The following is a 17,648-nucleotide window of genomic DNA, read 5'->3' on the forward strand; positions in this document are numbered from 1 at the left end:
TACATGAATATCGTCATCGTGGAGTCGCCTGCCAAGGCCAAGACGATCAACAAGTATCTGGGCTCCTCCTACGAGGTTCTGGCCTCTTTCGGTCATGTCCGCGACCTTCCGGCCAAGAACGGTTCCGTCGATCCGGACGAGAATTTCCGCATGATCTGGGAGGTCGATCCCAAGGCGGCGGGCCGACTCAACGACATCGCCAAATCGCTGAAGGGCGCTGACCGGCTGATTCTCGCCACCGACCCTGATCGCGAAGGCGAAGCGATTTCCTGGCATGTGCTGGAGGTGTTGAAGGAGAAGCGCGCGCTCAAGGATCAGAAGATCGAGCGCGTCGTCTTCAACGCCATCACCAAGCAGGCCGTCTCGGAGGCGATGAAGCATCCGCGGCAGATCGACGGTGCGCTGGTCGACGCCTACATGGCGCGCCGCGCACTCGATTACCTCGTGGGCTTCACTCTCTCTCCCGTGCTGTGGCGCAAGCTGCCGGGCGCCCGCTCGGCCGGACGCGTGCAGTCGGTCGCGCTGCGCCTCGTCTGCGATCGCGAGCTGGAGATCGAGAAGTTCGTGCCGCGCGAATACTGGTCGCTGATCGCAACCTTGGCGACGCCGCGCGGCGACACCTTCGAGGCGCGTCTCGTCGGCGCCGATGGCAAGAAGATCCAGCGGCTCGACATCGGCACCGGCGCGGAGGCCGAGGATTTCAAGACCGCGCTCAACGCGGCGAGCTACACGGTCGCGACCGTCGACGCCAAGCCGGCGCGCCGCAACCCGCAGGCGCCCTTCACGACGTCGACCCTGCAGCAGGAAGCGAGCCGCAAGCTCGGCTTCGCGCCGGCGCACACGATGCGCATCGCGCAGCGTCTCTATGAAGGCATCGACATCGGCGGCGAAACCACCGGTCTCATTACCTATATGCGAACCGACGGCGTGCAGATCGACGGCTCGGCGATCACCCAGGCCCGCAAGGTGATCGGCGAGATCTACGGCAACAAATATGTGCCGGAGAGCCCGCGCCAGTACCAGGCCAAGGCCAAGAACGCCCAGGAAGCGCATGAAGCGATCCGCCCGACCGACCTGTCGCGCAAGCCCGCCGAGCTACGCAAGCGGCTCGATGACGACCAGGCCAAGCTCTACGAGCTGATCTGGACCCGCACCATCGCGAGCCAGATGGAATCCGCCGAGCTGGAGCGCACCACCGTCGACATCATCGCCAAGGCCGGCGCCCGCACCCTGGAGCTGCGCGCCACCGGCCAGGTCATCAAGTTCGACGGCTTCCTCGCCCTCTATCAGGAAGGCCGCGACGACGAGGAGGACGAGGACGGCCGCCGCCTGCCGCAGATGAGCCCGAACGAGCCGCTGAAGCGGCAGAATCTCGCCGTCACCCAGCATTTCACCGAGCCGCCGCCGCGCTTCTCGGAGGCCTCGCTGGTCAAGCGCATGGAGGAGCTCGGCATCGGCCGGCCCTCGACCTATGCCTCGATCCTGCAGGTGCTGAAGGACCGCGGCTATGTGAAGCTCGAAAAGAAGCGGCTGCACGGCGAGGACAAGGGCCGCGTCGTCATCGCCTTCCTGGAGAACTTCTTCCGCCGCTACGTCGAGTACGATTTCACGGCGGATCTCGAGGAGCAGCTCGACCGCATCTCCAACAACGAGATCGCCTGGCAGCAGGTGCTGAAGGATTTCTGGACCGGCTTCATCGGCGCCGTCGACGACATCAAGGATCTGCGCGTGGCGCAGGTGCTCGACGCGCTCGACGAGATGCTGGGGCCGCACATCTACCCGCCGCGCGACGATGGCGGCGATGTCCGGCAGTGCCCGACCTGCGGCACCGGACGGCTCAACCTCAAGGCCGGCAAGTTCGGCGCCTTCGTCGGCTGCTCGAACTATCCGGAATGCCGCTACACCCGCCCGCTCGCCGCCGACAGCGAGGCCGCGGCCGACCGCGTGCTCGGCCAGGATCCGGACACCGGCCTCGACGTCGTCGTCAAGGCCGGCCGCTTCGGCCCCTACATCCAGCTCGGCGAGCAGAAGGATTACGCCGAGGGCGAGAAGCCGAAGCGCGCCGGCATCCCGAAAGGGACGTCGCCCGCGAGCCTCGAGCTCGACTACGCGCTGAAGCTGCTGTCGCTGCCGCGTGAGGTGGGCATCCATCCGGAGACGGGTCTGCCGATCATCGCCAATCTCGGCCGCTTCGGGCCGTTCGTGAAGCACGACAAGACGTATGCGAGCCTGGAGGCCGGCGACGAGGTGTTCGACATCGGCCTCAACCGCGCCGTCACCCTGATCGCCGAGAAGATCGCCAAGGGCCCGAGCAAGCGGTTCGGCGCCGATCCCGGCAAGGCGCTCGGCGACCATCCCTCGCTCGGCCCTGTCGCCGTCAAGGCCGGCCGCTACGGCGCCTATGTCACCGCCGGCGGCGTCAACGCCACCATTCCCGGCGACAAGGAAAAGGATACGATCACGCTCGCCGAGGCGATCGTCCTGCTCGACGAGCGCGCCGCCAAGGGCGGCGGCAAGAAGGCCAAGGGCAAGGCTGCTGCGAAGCCGGCCAAGGCTGCCAGCAAAGCGGCTGCCAGCAAGGCCAAGCCGAAGACCGGCGGCGACGACGACACGCCGAAGCCGGCGAAAAAGGCCGTGGCGAAGAAGGCGGCCGCCAAACCGAAATCAGACTCCACCAGCAAGGCGCGTGCGCCGGTTGCCAAGGCCGCCAAGACCTCGGCCAAGCCTGCGACCAAGGCGACGCCCAAGAAAAGCGCCGGCAAGGCCCGCGGATGAGAAAATGACCCAAAAGCGCGACATCGGCTTCCCTTCGCGGGAGGCCATCGTCGCCTTCATCCGCGCCAATCCGGGCAAGGTTGGCACCAAGGACATCGCCCGCGCGTTCGGCCTGAAGAACGCCGATCGCGTCGCGCTCAAGCAGTTGCTGCGCGAACTCGTCGCCGACGGCACGGTGAAGAAGAGCGGCCGCAAGAAGGTCGTCGAGACCGCGTCCCTGCCGGCCACGCTGGTCGCCGACATCACCGGGCGCGACAGTGACGGCGAATTGATCGCCAAGCCGGCCGAGTGGGACGAGGCCGAGCAGTCCGAGCCGCCGCGCATCCGCATCCACACGCCGCGTCATGCCGGGCCGGGCTCGGTGGCCGGCGTCGGCGACCGCGCGCTGCTGCGGGTCGAGCCGATCAAGGATGATGGCGGCGTCTCCTATCGCGGCCGCGTCCTCAAGGTGCTGGATCAGGCGCGGCCGCGCGTGCTCGGCATTTTCCGCAGCAATCCAGGCGGCGGCGGCCGCCTGATTCCGGTCGACAAGAAGCAGGCCGGACGCGAGCTCTCCATCGCCCCCGCCGACACCAAGGACGCCAAGGACGGCGATCTCATCAGCGTCGACCTGCTGCGCGGCCGCGGCTACGGCCTGCCCTCGGGCCGGGTGAAGGAGCGCTACGGCTCGGTCGCGACCGAGAAGGCGATCAGCCTGATCGCCATCCATGCCCACGAGATCCCGATGGACTTCTCGGCCGCAGCCGTCGCTGAGGCCGAAGCCGCGCAGCCCGCGACCTTGAAGGGCCGCGAGGACTGGCGCGAGCTGCCGCTGGTCACGATCGATCCGCCCGATGCCAAGGACCACGACGACGCGGTTCATGCCGAGCCGGATCCCGATCCGAACAATGTCGGCGGCTTCATTGTCCATGTCGCCATCGCCGACGTCGCCTACTATGTGCGGCCGGGATCGGCGCTCGACCGCGACGCGCTGATCCGCGGCAACTCGGTCTACTTCCCCGACCGCGTCGTGCCGATGCTGCCGGAGCGCATCTCCAACAATCTGTGCTCGCTGGTGCCGGGCGAAGCGCGCGGCGCGCTCGCCGTGCGCATGGTGCTCGGGGCCGACGGCCGCAAGCGCTCGCACTCGTTCCACCGCGTGCTGATGCGCTCGGCCGCCAAACTGTCCTACGCACAGGCGCAGGCCGCCATCGATGGCAAGCCGGACGACGTCACCGGTCCCCTGCTCGAGCCGATCCTGAAGCCGCTTTATGCCGCCTATGAGGTCGCCAAGCGCGGCCGGGACGCGCGCGATCCGCTCGACCTCGACATTCCCGAGCGCAAGATCCTGCTCAAGAAAGACGGCACGGTCGACCGCGTCGTCGTGCCGGAGCGCCTCGACGCCCACAGACTGATCGAGGAGTTCATGATCTCGGCCAACGTCGCCGCGGCCGAACTGCTGGAGAAGAAGGCGCTGCCGCTGATCTACCGCGTGCATGACGAGCCGACGGTGGAGAAGATCCATGCGCTGCAGGAATTCCTGAAGACGCTCGACGTGCCCTTTGCCAAGAGCGGCGCGCTCAGGCCATCGCTGTTCAACCGCGTGCTGACGCTGGTGGCCGGCCAGGACTACGAGCATCTCGTCAACGAGGTCGTGCTGCGCTCGCAGGCGCAGGCGGAATATTCGACCGACAATTACGGACATTTCGGCCTGAACCTGCGCCGCTACGCGCATTTCACCTCACCGATCCGCCGCTACGCCGACCTCGTCGTGCATCGCGGCCTGCTGCGCGCGCTGGGCCTCGGTGACGGCGCCCTGCCCGACAGCGAGACGCCGGATCATCTCACCGAGGTCGCGGCGCAGATCTCGGTCACCGAGCGGCGCGCGATGAAGGCTGAGCGCGAGACTGCCGACCGCCTGATCGCCCATCACTTGGCGGACCGAGTCGGCGCCACTTTCCAGGGCCGCATTTCCGGCGTCACCCGCGCCGGCCTCTTCATCAAGCTCGACGAGACCGGCGCCGACGGCCTGGTTCCGATCCGGACCCTCGGCACGGAATATTTCGACTATGATGAGACGCGGCATGCGCTGATCGGCCAGCGCAGCGGTGCCATGCACCGGCTGGGTGACGTCGTCGACGTGCGTCTGGTAGAAGCTCAGCCGGTGGCCGGCGCGCTGCGCTTCGAACTCTTGACGCAGGCCGACGTGCTTGTCTCGCGCCACGGCCGCCGCGAGCGGCCGAAGGGCAAGGCCGGGATCAAGGCAAGGGCCAAGAGCAAGGCAACGAAGCGCGCCAAGGCCGAGGCGCGGCCGAAGCACAAAGAAAAAAACCGCAAGGAAAGTCAAACGGCAGGGGCAAAACGCAAGCCCGGCACATCGAAGAAAGGCAGATCGTGGACGCCATGACCTCAACGCCCAGCACATTGCCCCCGCAGACGTGGACGCGCGACACCGGCCTCGCCGAGAAGCGCGACGTCTGGACAGCGATGAAGCGCGGCCTGCGCGGCCGCTGCCCGCGCTGCGGCGAGGGCAAGCTGTTCCGCGCCTTCCTGAAGGTCGCGGACAACTGCGACCGCTGCGGCCAGGATTTCTCCGGGCATCGCGCCGACGATCTTCCAGCCTATCTCGTGATCGTCATCGTCGGCCACATCATCGTGCCGCTGGTGCTCTCGATCGAGACCAACTACGCGCCGCCGGTGGCGCTGCAGCTCGCAATCTATCTGCCGGTGACCTTGGTCGCCGCGCTCGCCTTGATTCAGCCGGTCAAGGGCGCCGTCGTCGGGCTGCAATGGGCGTTCCGCATGCACGGCTTCGACGACAATCCGGTGGAAGGCATTCCGCCGGTCTGAGCGACCAGACAATCAACGAATAAGAAAAAGCGGGGAGGACATGAGCGAGACGGCACAGGCCACGGGCGCAGCGGCGGGCAAGCCGGCCGAGAAGGAAGCCGACCATCATCCCTACACCAAGCCGAAGGATGCTGCGACGTTGATCCTGGTGGATCGCAGCGGCACGGTGCCGAAGGTGCTGGTCGGCAAGCGCCACGACAAGGTCGTGTTCATGCCCGGCAAGTTCGTCTTCCCGGGCGGCCGCGTCGACAAGTCAGATCATCGCATCCCCGTCGCAGCGCCGATGCCGGCCGAGCTCGAAGCCAATCTGTTCAAGGGCAAGCCGCAGACGACGGCCTCGCGCGCGAAGTCGCTCGCCGTCGCCGCGATCCGCGAGGCCTGTGAGGAAACCGGTCTCTGTCTCGGACGCAAGGTCGGCGGCTCCGCGCCGAAACTGGACGGGCCATGGGCGCCGTTCGCTGACGCCGGCCTGCTGCCCGATCCCTCCGGCCTGTTCCTGATCGCCCGCGCCATCACCCCGCCCGGCCGCATCAAGCGCTTCGACACGCGCTTCTTCACCGCCGATGCCTCCGCCATCACCCATCGCGTCGACGGCGTGATCCACGCCGATGCGGAGCTGGTCGAGCTGGTCTGGGTCGAGCTCGGCTCCAAGCCGCTCGCCGATCTGCACCCGATGACCAAGAACGTGCTCCACGAGCTCGACCGCCGCCTCGCCACCGGCCCGCTGCGCCACGACGCCCCGGTGCCGTTCTTCCATTTCTACGGCGGCAAGATGCAGAAGGACGTCCTGGGCGGGTGATCGCACTGCTCACGGCGCCCCGCCGCGGCGATGCTCAGTCGTGAACGATGGCGGTGACCTCGATTTCGACCCGTGCCCTCTCAGGCGTGAGGCCCGCGACCTTCACCAGCGTGCTCGCGGGCCGCACTGCCCCGAAGGCCTCGCTATGCGCGCGGGCCACCGCGTCGGTGTCCGCCATGTCGGTCACGTAGACCACCGTCCGCACCACGTGCCGGAGATCCGCCCCGGCCTGCTGCAAGGCGCCGGCGATGATGGCCATCACGCTCGTTGCCTGGCCGAAGGCATCGCTGTCCAGATCGATACCGCGCGCAGTCGTTCCCGAGACGAAGACCTGGTTGCCGACCCTCACCGCCCGCGCATAGCCGTAGGTCTCCTCGAATGGATAGCCCGAGGAGATGTTGAGCCTCTCTGACAAGCCAGTGCTCCTTGCAAGCCGCGAAGATGCCGAAAGACGTGCTGGGCGGCTAAGCCGATGGGTCGTAGAGTAGGCCACACGTATCGTGGAGCCAATCCATGAAGCAGTCTCTCGGGCGTCTATTCGCGTCGGTCGCGCTGATCGCGCTGGCCTCGCCACCGGCCCATGCCGAGCTCGACGTCGCAGCCTTGACATCGACGATCGCGGCCTCGCTCGAGCGCGACTACCCGGCGCTCGACATGCTCTACAAGGACCTGCACGCCCATCCGGAGCTCGCCTTCCAGGAGGTCAAGACGGCGGCGAAGCTTGCGGAGGAGATGCGCAGCGTCGGCTTCCAGGTCACCGAGAAGGTCGGCAAGACCGGACTCGTCGCGCTCTATCGCAATGGCGAGGGCCCGACCATCATGTTGCGCACCGAGCTCGATGCGCTGCCGATGGAGGAGAAGACCGGCCTGCCCTATGCGAGCCGCGACACGGCCAATTGGAACGGGCGCGTGACCTTCGTCGCGCATAGTTGCGGCCACGACGTGCACATGGTGAGCTGGGTCGGCACGGCCAGGACGCTCATAGGCCTCAAGGACAAGTGGAAGGGCACGCTGATGTTCGTCGGCCAGCCCGCCGAGGAGGAGGTCGCGGGCGCGAAGGCGATGCTGGCCGACGGCCTGTTCACCCGCTTTCCGAAACCCGATGTCGGCTTTGCGCTGCATAGCGGCGGCTTCGCACATGGTGATGTAACGTATCGGGTCGGCGTCGGTTCATCGAGCATGGATGGCCTGTCGATCCGCTTCTATGGCCGCGGCGTCCATGACTCGGCGCCGCATACCACCATCAAGCCAATCATGATGGCGGCACGCTTCCTTGTCGATCTGCAGAGCGTGATCCGCCGCGAGAAGGACCCAACCGAGCCCGGCGTCCTCGTCGGAGTGATCCAAGGCGGCACCGCCAGCGAGATCATCCCGGACGACGCGGTCATGCCCGTGACCATCAGGAGCTTCAGGCCGGAGGCCCGCGCCAAGATGCTGGGAGAGATCGAGCGAACCGCCATGGCTGTGGCGGCCATGGCCGGCGCTCCGCGGCCCGGTATCGAGTTGGAGCAACGGACGGATGCCGTGATCAACGACGACGCGCTCGTCGCGGCGGCCGAGCCGGTGCTGAAGGCGGCGTTCGGCGACAGGTTGACGAGATCGCCGCCGAGCACCGCAAGTGACGACTATGCGGAGTACGTCAAGGCCGGCGTGCCATCGATGGTCTTCAACATCGGCGTCTATGATCCAGAGCGCGTCGCGGCTGCACGTCATGGTGGTCCGCGGCTGCCGCCGAACCGCTCGCAGCTGTTCGCGCCGGTGCCCAAGCCGACCATCGAGACCGGCGTCACCGCGATGACGCTCGCCGTGCTGTCGGCGTTCGATGCACGCGCACGGAGGCATTAGTTGTCCGGCCACGAATGACTCGCCATGAGACGGGCAGCCCTACGACACCATTTGCTGCGTAACCTGTATTGCCTCACGACAGAATGAGCGTGCTGCGCACGACCGCAAAAACGAAATCGTGTTCTGCCGTGGGTTGCTGACGCGGATCGGGCGAGTTCCTATCTGCTCAAGAGATCAACCATCCACGGACACCCCATGGCTCCCCGTCAACTCAAGCTCGGCGCCTTCATGCGCCCGGTCTCCATCCACACCGGCGCGTGGCGCTATCCCGGCGCCTGGCCGGACGCCAATTTCAACTTCGCGCATCTCAAGCAGCTCATCCGGAAATTGGAGGCCGGCAAGTTCGACGCCTTCTTCATGGCCGACCATCTCGCGGTCCTGAACATGCCGATCAATGCGCTCAAGCGCAGCCACACCGTGACTTCGTTCGAGCCCTTCACGCTGCTCTCGGCGCTGTCGGCGGTGACCGAGAACATCGGGCTGATCGCGACCGGATCGACCACCTTCGACGAGCCCTATCACCTCGCCCGCCGCTTCGCCTCGCTGGACCACATCTCGGGCGGACGTGCCGGCTGGAACATCGTCACCACGTCGAACCCGGATGCCGCGCTTAATTTCGGCCTCGACGATCACATGGAGCACGCCGAGCGCTACAAGCGCGCCCGCGAGTTCTACGACGTCGTCACCGGCCTGTGGGATTCGTTTGCCGACGATGCCTTCGTGCGCGACGTCGAGAGCGGGCTGTTCTTCGATCCCGACAAGATGCACGTGCTCGACCACAAGGGCAAATATCTGAAAGTCCGCGGCCCGCTCAACATCGCCCGCCCCGTGCAGGGCTGGCCGGTGATCGTACAGGCCGGCGCCTCGGAGGACGGCAAGCAGCTCGCGGCGGAGACGGCGGAGGCCGTGTTCACAGGCGGCGGCAGCCTCGCCGATGGGCAGAAGCTCTATGCCGACATCAAGGGCCGCATGGACAAGATCGGCCGTGATCCTGAGCATCTGAAGATCCTGCCCGGCGCCTTCGTGGTGGTCGGCGACAGCGTCGACGAGGCGAAGGAGAAGCGCGCGCTGCTCGACAGCATGGTGCATTACGACAGCGCCATCGCCTCGCTCTCGGTCATCCTCGGCACCGACGCTTCCGGCTTCGATCCCGACGGTCCGCTGCCTGATATCCCCGAGACCAACGCCTCCAAGAGCGGCCGCCAGCGCCTGGTCGATGTCGCCGCGCGCGACCAGCTCACGGTGCGGCAACTGGCGCAGCGGGTCGGCGGCTACGGCGGTCTGTCCTTCGTCGGCACCGCCAAGACGATCGCCGACCAGATGCAGGAGTGGCTGGAAAGCCGTGGGTCGGACGGTTTCAACATCATGTTCCCGTTCCTCCCCGCGGGGCTCGACGACGTCGTCGACAAGGTGATTCCCGAGCTGCAGCGCCGCGGGATCTTCCGGACGGAGTATGAGGGGCCGACCCTGCGGGACAATCTCGGCCTGCCCCGACCGAAAAACCGCTTCTTCGCGGCCCAGGGACCCCAGAATCTGGCCCTCAAACCTTGACTTTGGGGGCTGGCTGGGTAGGTTGCCGGCCAACGGCGCCCCCTCTTTGGCCGGTGCCCACCCCCGATCCCGATTCCAGAGGTTCAAGACATGGCCAAAGCGGTCACCATCAAGGTCAAGCTCGTGTCGACCGCCGACACCGGCTTCTATTACGTTGCCAAGAAGAACTCGCGCACCATGACCGACAAGATGGTCAAGAAGAAGTATGACCCGGTCGCGCGCAAGCACGTCGAATTCCGCGAAGCCAAGATCAAGTAAGATCGCGGTCTGCTGCGACTTCAACGGGGCCGTTTCGGCCCCGTTTTTTATTGCGCGCGATGCTCCCACTGCTGCGGCACGGGCCGTCCGCTTCTGATCGGTCCATTGGCTGCGGCTGAATCTGGTTCCCGACTTAAGGAGCCATCAACCAAACCCGTGCGATTTGGGGTAGCGGCGCCCCCCCCCGCAGCGTCTCCCTCCTTATCTTACCGGCAGACCAGTGATGACCGATCTTCAGACTTTGCAGTCCCGTCTCGATTTCATCGGCATCGACAATGCGACCCGAGAGGCGCTGCGGGAGCTGCGGCCGCTGATCGGCAAGGTGCTGCCCGGCCTGCTGGAGCAGTTCTACGCCCATGTCGGCAAGGTCCCGCATCTCGCCAAGATGTTCTCCAGCCAGGCCGCGATGCGGCACGCCTCGAAGGCCCAGCTCGACCATTGGATGTCGCTGGCGACCGCGAAGTTCGACGATGCCTATGTGAAGTCCGTGACGAGGATCGGCCAGGCGCACAACCGGATGGGGCTGGAGCCGCGCTGGTACATCGCCGGCTATTCGCTGATCGTGACCGGGCTGCAGAAGGCGATCGAGACGGAGATCGCGGACGGCTGGTTCGGCGGCCAGGCGGCCCGCGAGAAGAAGGCCGCGCTGCAGGCTGCGATCACCAAGGCGGCAATGATCGACATGGATCTCGCCATCTCGGTCTATCTCGATGCGGCCAAGACCGAGCAGCACGTCGCCATGCAACGCATGGCCGACGAGTTCGAAGCCACCGTCGGCCAGATCATCAACAAGGTCCATGCGGACGCGCGCACGCTCGAGGTCTCGGCCAACACGCTGACCAAGACCGCCGAGCAGACCCAGCACCTGTCGGCCAGCGCGGCCTCGGCCTCGGGCCAGGTCTCGACCAACGTGCAGTCGGTCGCCTCGGCCGCCGAGGAGATGACCTCCTCGGTCCATGAGATCGGGCGGCAGGTCAGGGAATCGACCACCATTGCCAAGGAGGCCGTTCGCCAGATCGAGCAGACCGATGTCGGCATCAGCGAGCTGTCGCGCACCGCCGAGCGCATCGGCGACGTGCTCAAGCTGATCACCTCGATCGCCGCCCAGACCAACCTGCTGGCGCTGAACGCGACCATCGAGGCGGCGCGCGCCGGCGACGCCGGCCGCGGTTTCGCGGTGGTGGCCTCCGAGGTCAAGGCGCTGGCGTCGCAGACCGCCAAGGCCACCGAGGAGATCGGCCAGCAGATCGAAGGCATTCAGAGCGCGACGCAGTCCTCGGTCGCCTCGATCAAGCAGATCGGCGGCACCATCCAGCAGATCTCGGAGATCGCCGCCGGCATCGCCGCCGCCGTCGAGCAGCAAGGCGCCGCGACGGGGCAGATCTCGCGCAACGTGCAGGAGGTCGCCGGCGGCACCGCGCGCGTCGTCGGCAACATCGGCGACGTCAGCAAGGGCGCCAGCGCCACCGGCACCGCCTCCGCGCAGGTGCTGTCATCCGCGCACTCGCTGTCGCGCGAGAGCGATCACCTCAAGGATGAGCTGGAGAAATTCTTGCGCAGGGTCCGTGCGGCCTGACTACAAAGAAGGGCGGATCGGCGTTGGCCGTCCGCCCTGCGACGTCGCGACGCTGCGCGCCGGCTTACATCCCGTGGCTCAGGAACACCGCCGAGCAGCGCTTGCTCAGCTTGGCCCGGTTCTGCGTCAGACAGTTCTGGACGCCGAAGTCATCGCCGAGCTGAGCGCGGCAGAAGCGCTTGGCGTCGGGCGCGCAAGCCTTCTGCTCCTGCGGCGTCCCCATATGGCCCTGAGCCATGGCAAATGGCGGCAGAACGGACAGCGACACGGCAACCGCAAATATCAGCTTCTTCATTGGGCGCTCCTCCTTGGGCTGAAACAAACGTTTCCCGCCCAAGGGGGTTCCGACGGAACTGTGCGTCCGAAGGCCGGATGGCGAGCGTCGCAGCCAGTGCTGCCTGCACGTCCCACTCTGAACGGCCAGCGCCTTGCCGCAATTCTCAGCCGGCGCAGGACGTGGCCCGCGCCAGCGCAGCACGCGCGAGCAGACGCGTCGAATCCAACGTCGGCAGAGGCGAGTTGGCATCGTCGATGATCAGCGGAATCTCGGTGCAGCCGAGCGCGACGGCATCGCAACCTTCCTCCTTCAGTCGCGCGATGATCGCCTGAAACGCGGCGACGGAGGGCGGCTGAAACCGCCCGTAGACCAGCTCATCCATGATGATGCGGTTGGCTTCGACGCGATCGGCTTCTTCCGGACGCGCGAACGCCAGCCCGCGTGCGGTCAAGCTATCCGGATAGACATTGCTGTCGACCAGCCATTTGGTGCCGGTGATGCCGATACGCCTGTAGCCTCTCCTGACCGCTTCCGTCGCGACCACGTCGGCGATGTGCAACCACGGCAGCGGAGAGCGCGGCAGCACCAGCGGCAGGGCCTGGTGGATGGTGTTGTCCGGGCAGATCAGGAAATCCGCGCCGGCCGCGGCGAGCTTGCGCGCCGAGGTCAGCATCAGCTCGGCGACGCCATCGAGATTGCCGCGATCGAGGCAGGCCACGTAGTCGGCGAGCGACGGCGTGTGCATCGACACCTCGGGATGGGCATGCGGCCCGAGCAGGTCGGCGCCCTCCTTGCAGATCGTGCGATAGCAGAGCGCCGCGCCCTCGGCGGAGCAGCCGACGATGCCGATATGTTTTGCCATTCGTCGTTCCATTTCCATCAACGTTGACGACGATGATAGCGCGAAAAGCGGCCGAGGGTGAACATCAACCCACCACGCACCATCCTCTGCCATTGCGCGCACAGCGAAGCAATCCAGAGTCCTTGCTGAGCCCTGGCTTGCTTCGCTGTGCTCGCAATGACGCGGTTGCAACAGATCGCGCGCACGACATCGCCAGGGCCGATCACACGCTGATCCGCCCTGCCGAGACATTTGTTCGCACTGGCCTGTTCGCAGCTACATCACACCGCGGGACATCATGGCGTTCGCTATGTCGAATCTCAGGCGCTCGAGCGCGCGGTGGGCTGCGATATGGTCGAGATCGCCTTGCGTCAGGCCGATATCCACCAGTTGCGCCTCGCTCAGGTCGCATAGATCGACTCTCATCCGCCTGAGCCGACGGCCTTCCTGAAACACCAGCCAATAGCGCGCGAGCAGGCCGAACAGCCCCGGAGCCGAGATGCCCGGCGGCCCGGCCGCATTCTTTTCCGACAACGCGTCACGCAGCACCGTGACGGATGCGCTGGGTCGCGGCGCGGCTGGCGCCTGGTGCGCCGCGTTCTTCACCAATGAGAGGGGGCGATCGCGCGTGGCGGAATTGCGGGCGATCTCGTCTGTGAGATGGGTCTGAGGTGGCATCGGTCGCTCCTGCTGCGTGATGCCGGCAGGGAGCGTGGCCAAACAAAAGGCCCCGTCCGATGCCGGCGGGGCCTGGTGGAATGATCGTGTCGTCGAAATCCTAGCGCACGACTCCTCCCACGGCCCAGCTGCGGCGGGCCGCATGTTTGCGGTTGGAGTTGCGCACGACGTTGATCATGGTTTGTCGGTACCACGATGATTGCGCCAGATCAAGGCATGTAGTTCCTGCGCTCGCACATGAGCACCTATGCGAGGCTTGTGTTCTGCCGAACTCCGCGCACGCGGCGTCTCCGGCAGGATAGTGTCCATAGATAAGCGCGATCTCACCTCCGTCGTTGCGAGCGCAGCGAAGCAATCCAGAGTCGTGTGCGGGACCCTGGATTGCTTCGCTGACGCTCGCAATGACGTCGCGGCGACCATCTCGCGCTGTTGGTCGGTTATCCCTGCGTCGCCACTTTCAACGACCAACTACATTCCCCGACGCGAGACGCCGCCCGGATATGGATCATCCCTCAATCTGTCGAGCGTCCGCAGCGCGGCGATGTGCTCGATCTCGGCGCGCGTGATGCCGATATCTGTGAGCTCGCGTTCGCTCAGGTCATGCAGGCAGTCCCGCACGCTCTCGCGGCGTTGCCATTCTTGGATCGCGCGCCAGCACCAGCCGATCAAGCGGATGATCGGCCAGGTCGGCGTGGCCGGCGGACCGGCCGCGTCCTTTTCTGGCGACACGTCTCGCAACGCTGCGATCGACGCTTCGGACTGCATCGATGGCTGCACGCTGTCGATCGCGTCGGTGATTGACGCGATCGAGAGATCGACGTTGAGCGCCGACACGTGCGCAGCGTCGATCGTCGCGCTGGTCTGATGGGGTGGCATCCTCTGCTCCTGCTGTTATGCCGGCAGGGAGCGTGGCCAAACAAAAGGCCCCGTCCGATGCCGGCGGGGCCTGGTGAAACGATCGCAACGTCCAATTCCTAGCGCGCGACTCCTTCCACGGCCCAGCCGAAGCGGGTCATGTGATAGAAGTTGACGATGCGGACCGATTTGCTCATGTCACGTAAGGTATCATGGCACGCACGCAACATCAAGGGATATTTGGGCGCCCCACATCCTGGCGGCGAGTTGTTGTAGATCGACCGCGCGAGCACGGCGGGCGGATTGGCGTCAGCTCAATCTGCCGATTTGCGGCGAACGTGAAGCGGCGCGCTGATCCGCCCTACGGAGTGCGGACTACCAGCTGAAATGTCCACATCGGGCACACTCCACAAACATCAGACGCTCTCTCGTCCGAGATACATCGGAATGAGTCGACAACCATCCGGCCTTGCGCGCTGACCAGCGCGACGTACCGCGCCCCGCCATGAACCGATCCAAGATGTCAGCCAGCGAGCCCGAAACGCCTCCCAAGACCATGAAAACCAAAAGGTTGGTCTGCACACCGAGCGCTTCGAGGACCAAGACTCCACACAACATCAGCACGCCGGCCAAAACACCCATGCGAAGCGGCTTCATGCCTTTTCCCTAACAAGAGAGCAACGCCGCAACTAAGCTAACATGAGACGCCTGAAGTTCGTAGGGCCGATCAGCGTCGGCCTGATCATCAGGGGTCCATCCTGAAGCATTGAGATGAGGAAGCGATCTTCCCATCGAGCGCCCCCGAGACGGTCCTGCGCCGAAGACTAACTTTTCGAACGCTTTCAACGAGATCGCTCTCGCCGGCTATCCAGATCGCAATTTTTTTCTTTCGCTTTTCCAGAATTCATGCTATCCCCCTGCACATCCCACCTCGCCAAGAGGGGCGCATCGCGATCGTCACGAGCGTGAGGTGGGCTGCGGTGGGCGTGTCGGGTTGCAGCGTGGCTTGTCCGCGCCGACGAACGATCCGGTGCGCACGGTCAAGCCGTGTGGTCCTGGCCTCCCGATGCTGAGGCCAAGCGGGCGCTGCGACGAAGCGCGCTCGCGACGGGGGCAAGAACGCCGGTCCCCGGGGAGAGCGCGGAGTAAGCCGTAAAGCCATCGCGCAGGGAGGGCCGGATGTCCGGCTCGTACCTGTGGTTCTGCCGCGTGCTTTCTTTCTGCACGCGGACCATGGGTGCGACCTGCACCCGGCCTTCCCTGCGCCCTCTGTTCTCGAAGAGGGTTTTCAATGGCACAGCTCGGGCGCGGAGGCGCGGCGAGGATGGGATCTCATGTGTGCTGAAGCAGGCTGCCCAGAGCTCACCGTCATTCCGGGGCGCCCGGAGGGCGAGCCCGGAATCCATAACCACGATCGGGAGTATGGATTCCGGGCTCGCGCTATGCGCGCCCCGGAATGACGTGGGGAGACGGTTGCGGCTACTCACGACCATCGTAGGCGCAGCAACGATCCGACGGCTCCACCGCCCTGCCCCTCTAGCGGCCGCGGCCGGCGGCTTGCGGCAGGAACGGCGCCGGCTGATGCACGGGGGCGATCGCCACCGCGCGGTTGCGGCCCTCGTTCTTGGCGCGGTAGAGCGCATTGTCGGCGCGCTTCATGACGTCGGCGATCGGCTCACCCTTCTGCTCCAGGGTCGACAGCCCGATCGACGTCGTGACCTCGATGCGCTTCTCGCCCTTGTGCACCGAGAACGGCTCGTTGGCGACCGAGCGCCGCAAGCGCTCGGCGACCATGCCGGCGACGTGCAGGTCGGTTTCGGGCATCACGATGACGAACTCCTCGCCGCCATAGCGGCAGGCGAGATCGATGCCGCGGATCGACTTGCGCACGCGCATGGCGAACTCGCGCAGCACGTCATCGCCGGCATCATGGCCGTAATTGTCGTTGATCGACTTGAAGTAGTCGATGTCGAGCATCATCAGCGCCAGCGGCTTGCCACGGCTCGCGGCCTGGTCGGCGAGCGTCGAAAGATGCGTCTCCATGTAGCGGCGATTGTGCAGGCCCGTCAGCGCGTCGGTGATCGCCATCTCGATCGAGTTCTGGACGTTGTCGCGCAGATGGTCGGTGTAGCGGCGCTTGCGGATCTGGGTGCGGGCGCGCGCCAGCAGCTCGTTCTTGTCGACGGGACGCAGCAGATAATCGTTGACGCCGATCTCCAGGCCGCGCAGCAGCCGCGAATTGTTCTCGGCTTCCGCAATCGCGAGGATCGGCACCTGCCGGGTGCGTTCCAGCGAGCGCAGCTGGCTGCACAGCCGCAGGCCGTCGTAATCGTTCAGGTCGAGCGAGACGATGACGAGGTCGTAATTGCCTTCGGCGGCGTTGAACACGGCCTCGGCGGGATTGGTCTCGACGTCGATGGCATGCTCGGTCGCCAGCATCGGCCCGAGCCGCTCGTAGGACGACGGCCGGTCGTCGACCAGCAGCACCCGCCCGCCCTTGCCGGCGTCGGCAACCGCGTTGCGCTCGGGCGCCTGCACGCCGATCTCGAGGGAGGTCAGCGCGCGCATGCGCAGCTCGTCCGTCATCATCTTCAGCCGCGTCAGCGAGCGCACGCGCGCGATCAGCACGACGTCGGAGACGGGCTTGGTCAGGAAGTCGTCGGCACCGGCCTCCAGGCCGCGCACGCGGTCGGACGGGCTGTCGAGCGCCGTCACCATGACAACCGGAATGAAATGCGTGGCCGGATTCGACTTCAGCCGGCGGCAGACCTCGAAGCCGTCCATGTCCGGCATCATGACGTCGAGCAGGATGATGTCGCATTCGGCGCGCTGGCAGATCTGCAGCGCCTCGGCGCCGTTCGCGGCGGTCAGCACGTCGAAATATTCGGCCGACAGCCGCGCCTCCAGCAGCTTGACGTTGGCCGGGACGTCGTCGACGACGAGGATACGCGCGGACACTGCAGAAACTCCTTAGCCGATAAAGCGGCGTACCGTTTCAATGAATTTTCCGACCGAGATCGGCTTGGAAAGATAGGCTTCGCAGCCACCCTCGCGGATGCGCTCCTCGTCGCCCTTCATGGCAAAGGCCGTCACTGCCACCACCGGGATGGCACGCAAATCCGGATCGTCCTTGATCCATTTCGTCACTTCCAGGCCCGAGACCTGCGGCAGCTGGATGTCCATCAGGATCAGATCGGGGCGGGTCCGGCGCACGATGTCGAGCGCCTCCACGCCGCTGGACGTACCGGACGTCTGGTACCCGTGGGCTTCCAACAGATCGCGGAAGAGCTTCATGTTGAGCTCATTGTCTTCCACGATCAGGACGGTCTTGCCCATCCGCCCCTCCGAATCACTGACACCGGCA

Annotated in this window: 15 protein-coding genes; 8 read left to right on the forward strand and 7 right to left on the reverse strand. The window is 65.8% G+C overall.

Translation table 11 applies throughout. The features are described 5' to 3' along the window. Nucleotides 1-3: 3 nt before the first annotated feature. From topA to QX094_RS34090, 4 genes are read left to right on the forward strand one after another with little or no spacing between them, the layout of a single operon-like run. Nucleotides 4-2,775: a type I DNA topoisomerase gene (topA, locus tag QX094_RS34075; RefSeq protein WP_315711346.1), complete on the forward strand. Its 2,772-nt coding sequence runs from the start codon at nucleotides 4-6 to the stop codon at nucleotides 2,773-2,775. Between the two features lie 4 nt (nucleotides 2,776-2,779). After that, entirely contained in the window at nucleotides 2,780-5,161 is a 2,382-nt protein-coding gene (gene rnr, locus QX094_RS34080) for a ribonuclease R (RefSeq protein ID WP_315711345.1), read from the forward strand. Next, complete coding sequence (locus QX094_RS34085; RefSeq protein ID WP_315711344.1) at nucleotides 5,158-5,604, forward strand: DUF983 domain-containing protein; 447 nt, start codon at nucleotides 5,158-5,160, stop codon at nucleotides 5,602-5,604. Before rnr ends, QX094_RS34085 begins: the two co-directional genes overlap by 4 nt. Nucleotides 5,605-5,644: 40 nt before the next feature. Then, entirely contained in the window at nucleotides 5,645-6,403 is a 759-nt protein-coding gene (locus QX094_RS34090) for an NUDIX hydrolase (RefSeq protein WP_315711343.1), read from the forward strand. 34 nt (nucleotides 6,404-6,437) lie between these two features. On the opposite strand, the gene QX094_RS34095 is transcribed toward QX094_RS34090, so the two are convergent. Next, entirely contained in the window at nucleotides 6,438-6,818 is a 381-nt protein-coding gene (locus QX094_RS34095; RefSeq protein ID WP_316188505.1) for a RidA family protein, read from the reverse strand. Between the two features lie 98 nt (nucleotides 6,819-6,916). Here QX094_RS34095 and QX094_RS34100 point away from each other — a divergent pair, with 98 nt between their 5' ends. From QX094_RS34100 to QX094_RS34115, 4 genes are all read left to right on the forward strand, one after another. After that, the gene (locus tag QX094_RS34100) at nucleotides 6,917-8,248 is read left to right on the forward strand and encodes an amidohydrolase (RefSeq protein WP_316188506.1); all 1,332 of its coding nucleotides are present in this window, start codon (nucleotides 6,917-6,919) and stop codon (nucleotides 8,246-8,248) included. A gap of 195 nt (nucleotides 8,249-8,443) precedes the next feature. After that, entirely contained in the window at nucleotides 8,444-9,799 is a 1,356-nt protein-coding gene (locus tag QX094_RS34105; RefSeq protein ID WP_315711340.1) for an LLM class flavin-dependent oxidoreductase, read from the forward strand. A 90-nt stretch (nucleotides 9,800-9,889) separates the two neighbouring features. Continuing rightward, nucleotides 9,890-10,057, forward strand: a complete 168-nt coding sequence (gene rpmG / locus QX094_RS34110; protein WP_015666342.1) for a 50S ribosomal protein L33 — start codon at nucleotides 9,890-9,892, stop codon at nucleotides 10,055-10,057. Between the two features lie 223 nt (nucleotides 10,058-10,280). Beyond that, nucleotides 10,281-11,633: a globin-coupled sensor protein gene (locus tag QX094_RS34115; RefSeq protein WP_315711337.1), complete on the forward strand. Its 1,353-nt coding sequence runs from the start codon at nucleotides 10,281-10,283 to the stop codon at nucleotides 11,631-11,633. 64 nt (nucleotides 11,634-11,697) lie between these two features. Here QX094_RS34115 and QX094_RS34120 read toward each other — a convergent pair whose 3' ends face one another. From QX094_RS34120 to QX094_RS34145, 6 genes are all read right to left on the reverse strand, one after another. After that, nucleotides 11,698-11,928, reverse strand: coding sequence for a hypothetical protein (locus tag QX094_RS34120; RefSeq protein ID WP_315711336.1), 231 nt, complete (start codon nucleotides 11,926-11,928; stop codon nucleotides 11,698-11,700). Nucleotides 11,929-12,073: 145 nt separating this feature from the next. After that, on the reverse strand, nucleotides 12,074-12,772 hold the full coding sequence (locus QX094_RS34125) for an aspartate/glutamate racemase family protein (protein WP_315711335.1): 699 nt from the start codon (nucleotides 12,770-12,772) through the stop codon (nucleotides 12,074-12,076). Nucleotides 12,773-13,027: 255 nt separating this feature from the next. Further along, nucleotides 13,028-13,429, reverse strand: a complete 402-nt coding sequence (locus QX094_RS34130) for a hypothetical protein (protein ID WP_316188507.1) — start codon at nucleotides 13,427-13,429, stop codon at nucleotides 13,028-13,030. 468 nt (nucleotides 13,430-13,897) lie between these two features. Continuing rightward, the gene (locus QX094_RS34135; protein WP_315711332.1) at nucleotides 13,898-14,305 is read right to left on the reverse strand and encodes a DUF1127 domain-containing protein; all 408 of its coding nucleotides are present in this window, start codon (nucleotides 14,303-14,305) and stop codon (nucleotides 13,898-13,900) included. A 1,515-nt stretch (nucleotides 14,306-15,820) separates the two neighbouring features. After that, the gene (locus QX094_RS34140) at nucleotides 15,821-17,242 is read right to left on the reverse strand and encodes a PleD family two-component system response regulator (RefSeq protein ID WP_315718396.1); all 1,422 of its coding nucleotides are present in this window, start codon (nucleotides 17,240-17,242) and stop codon (nucleotides 15,821-15,823) included. Nucleotides 17,243-17,254: 12 nt separating this feature from the next. Continuing rightward, nucleotides 17,255-17,620, reverse strand: a complete 366-nt coding sequence (locus QX094_RS34145; RefSeq protein ID WP_008964019.1) for a response regulator — start codon at nucleotides 17,618-17,620, stop codon at nucleotides 17,255-17,257. Nucleotides 17,621-17,648 lie beyond the last annotated feature (28 nt).

The organism is Bradyrhizobium sp. SZCCHNS1050 (genome assembly GCF_032484785.1).
In the GTDB taxonomy this organism is placed as follows: domain Bacteria; phylum Pseudomonadota; class Alphaproteobacteria; order Rhizobiales; family Xanthobacteraceae; genus Bradyrhizobium.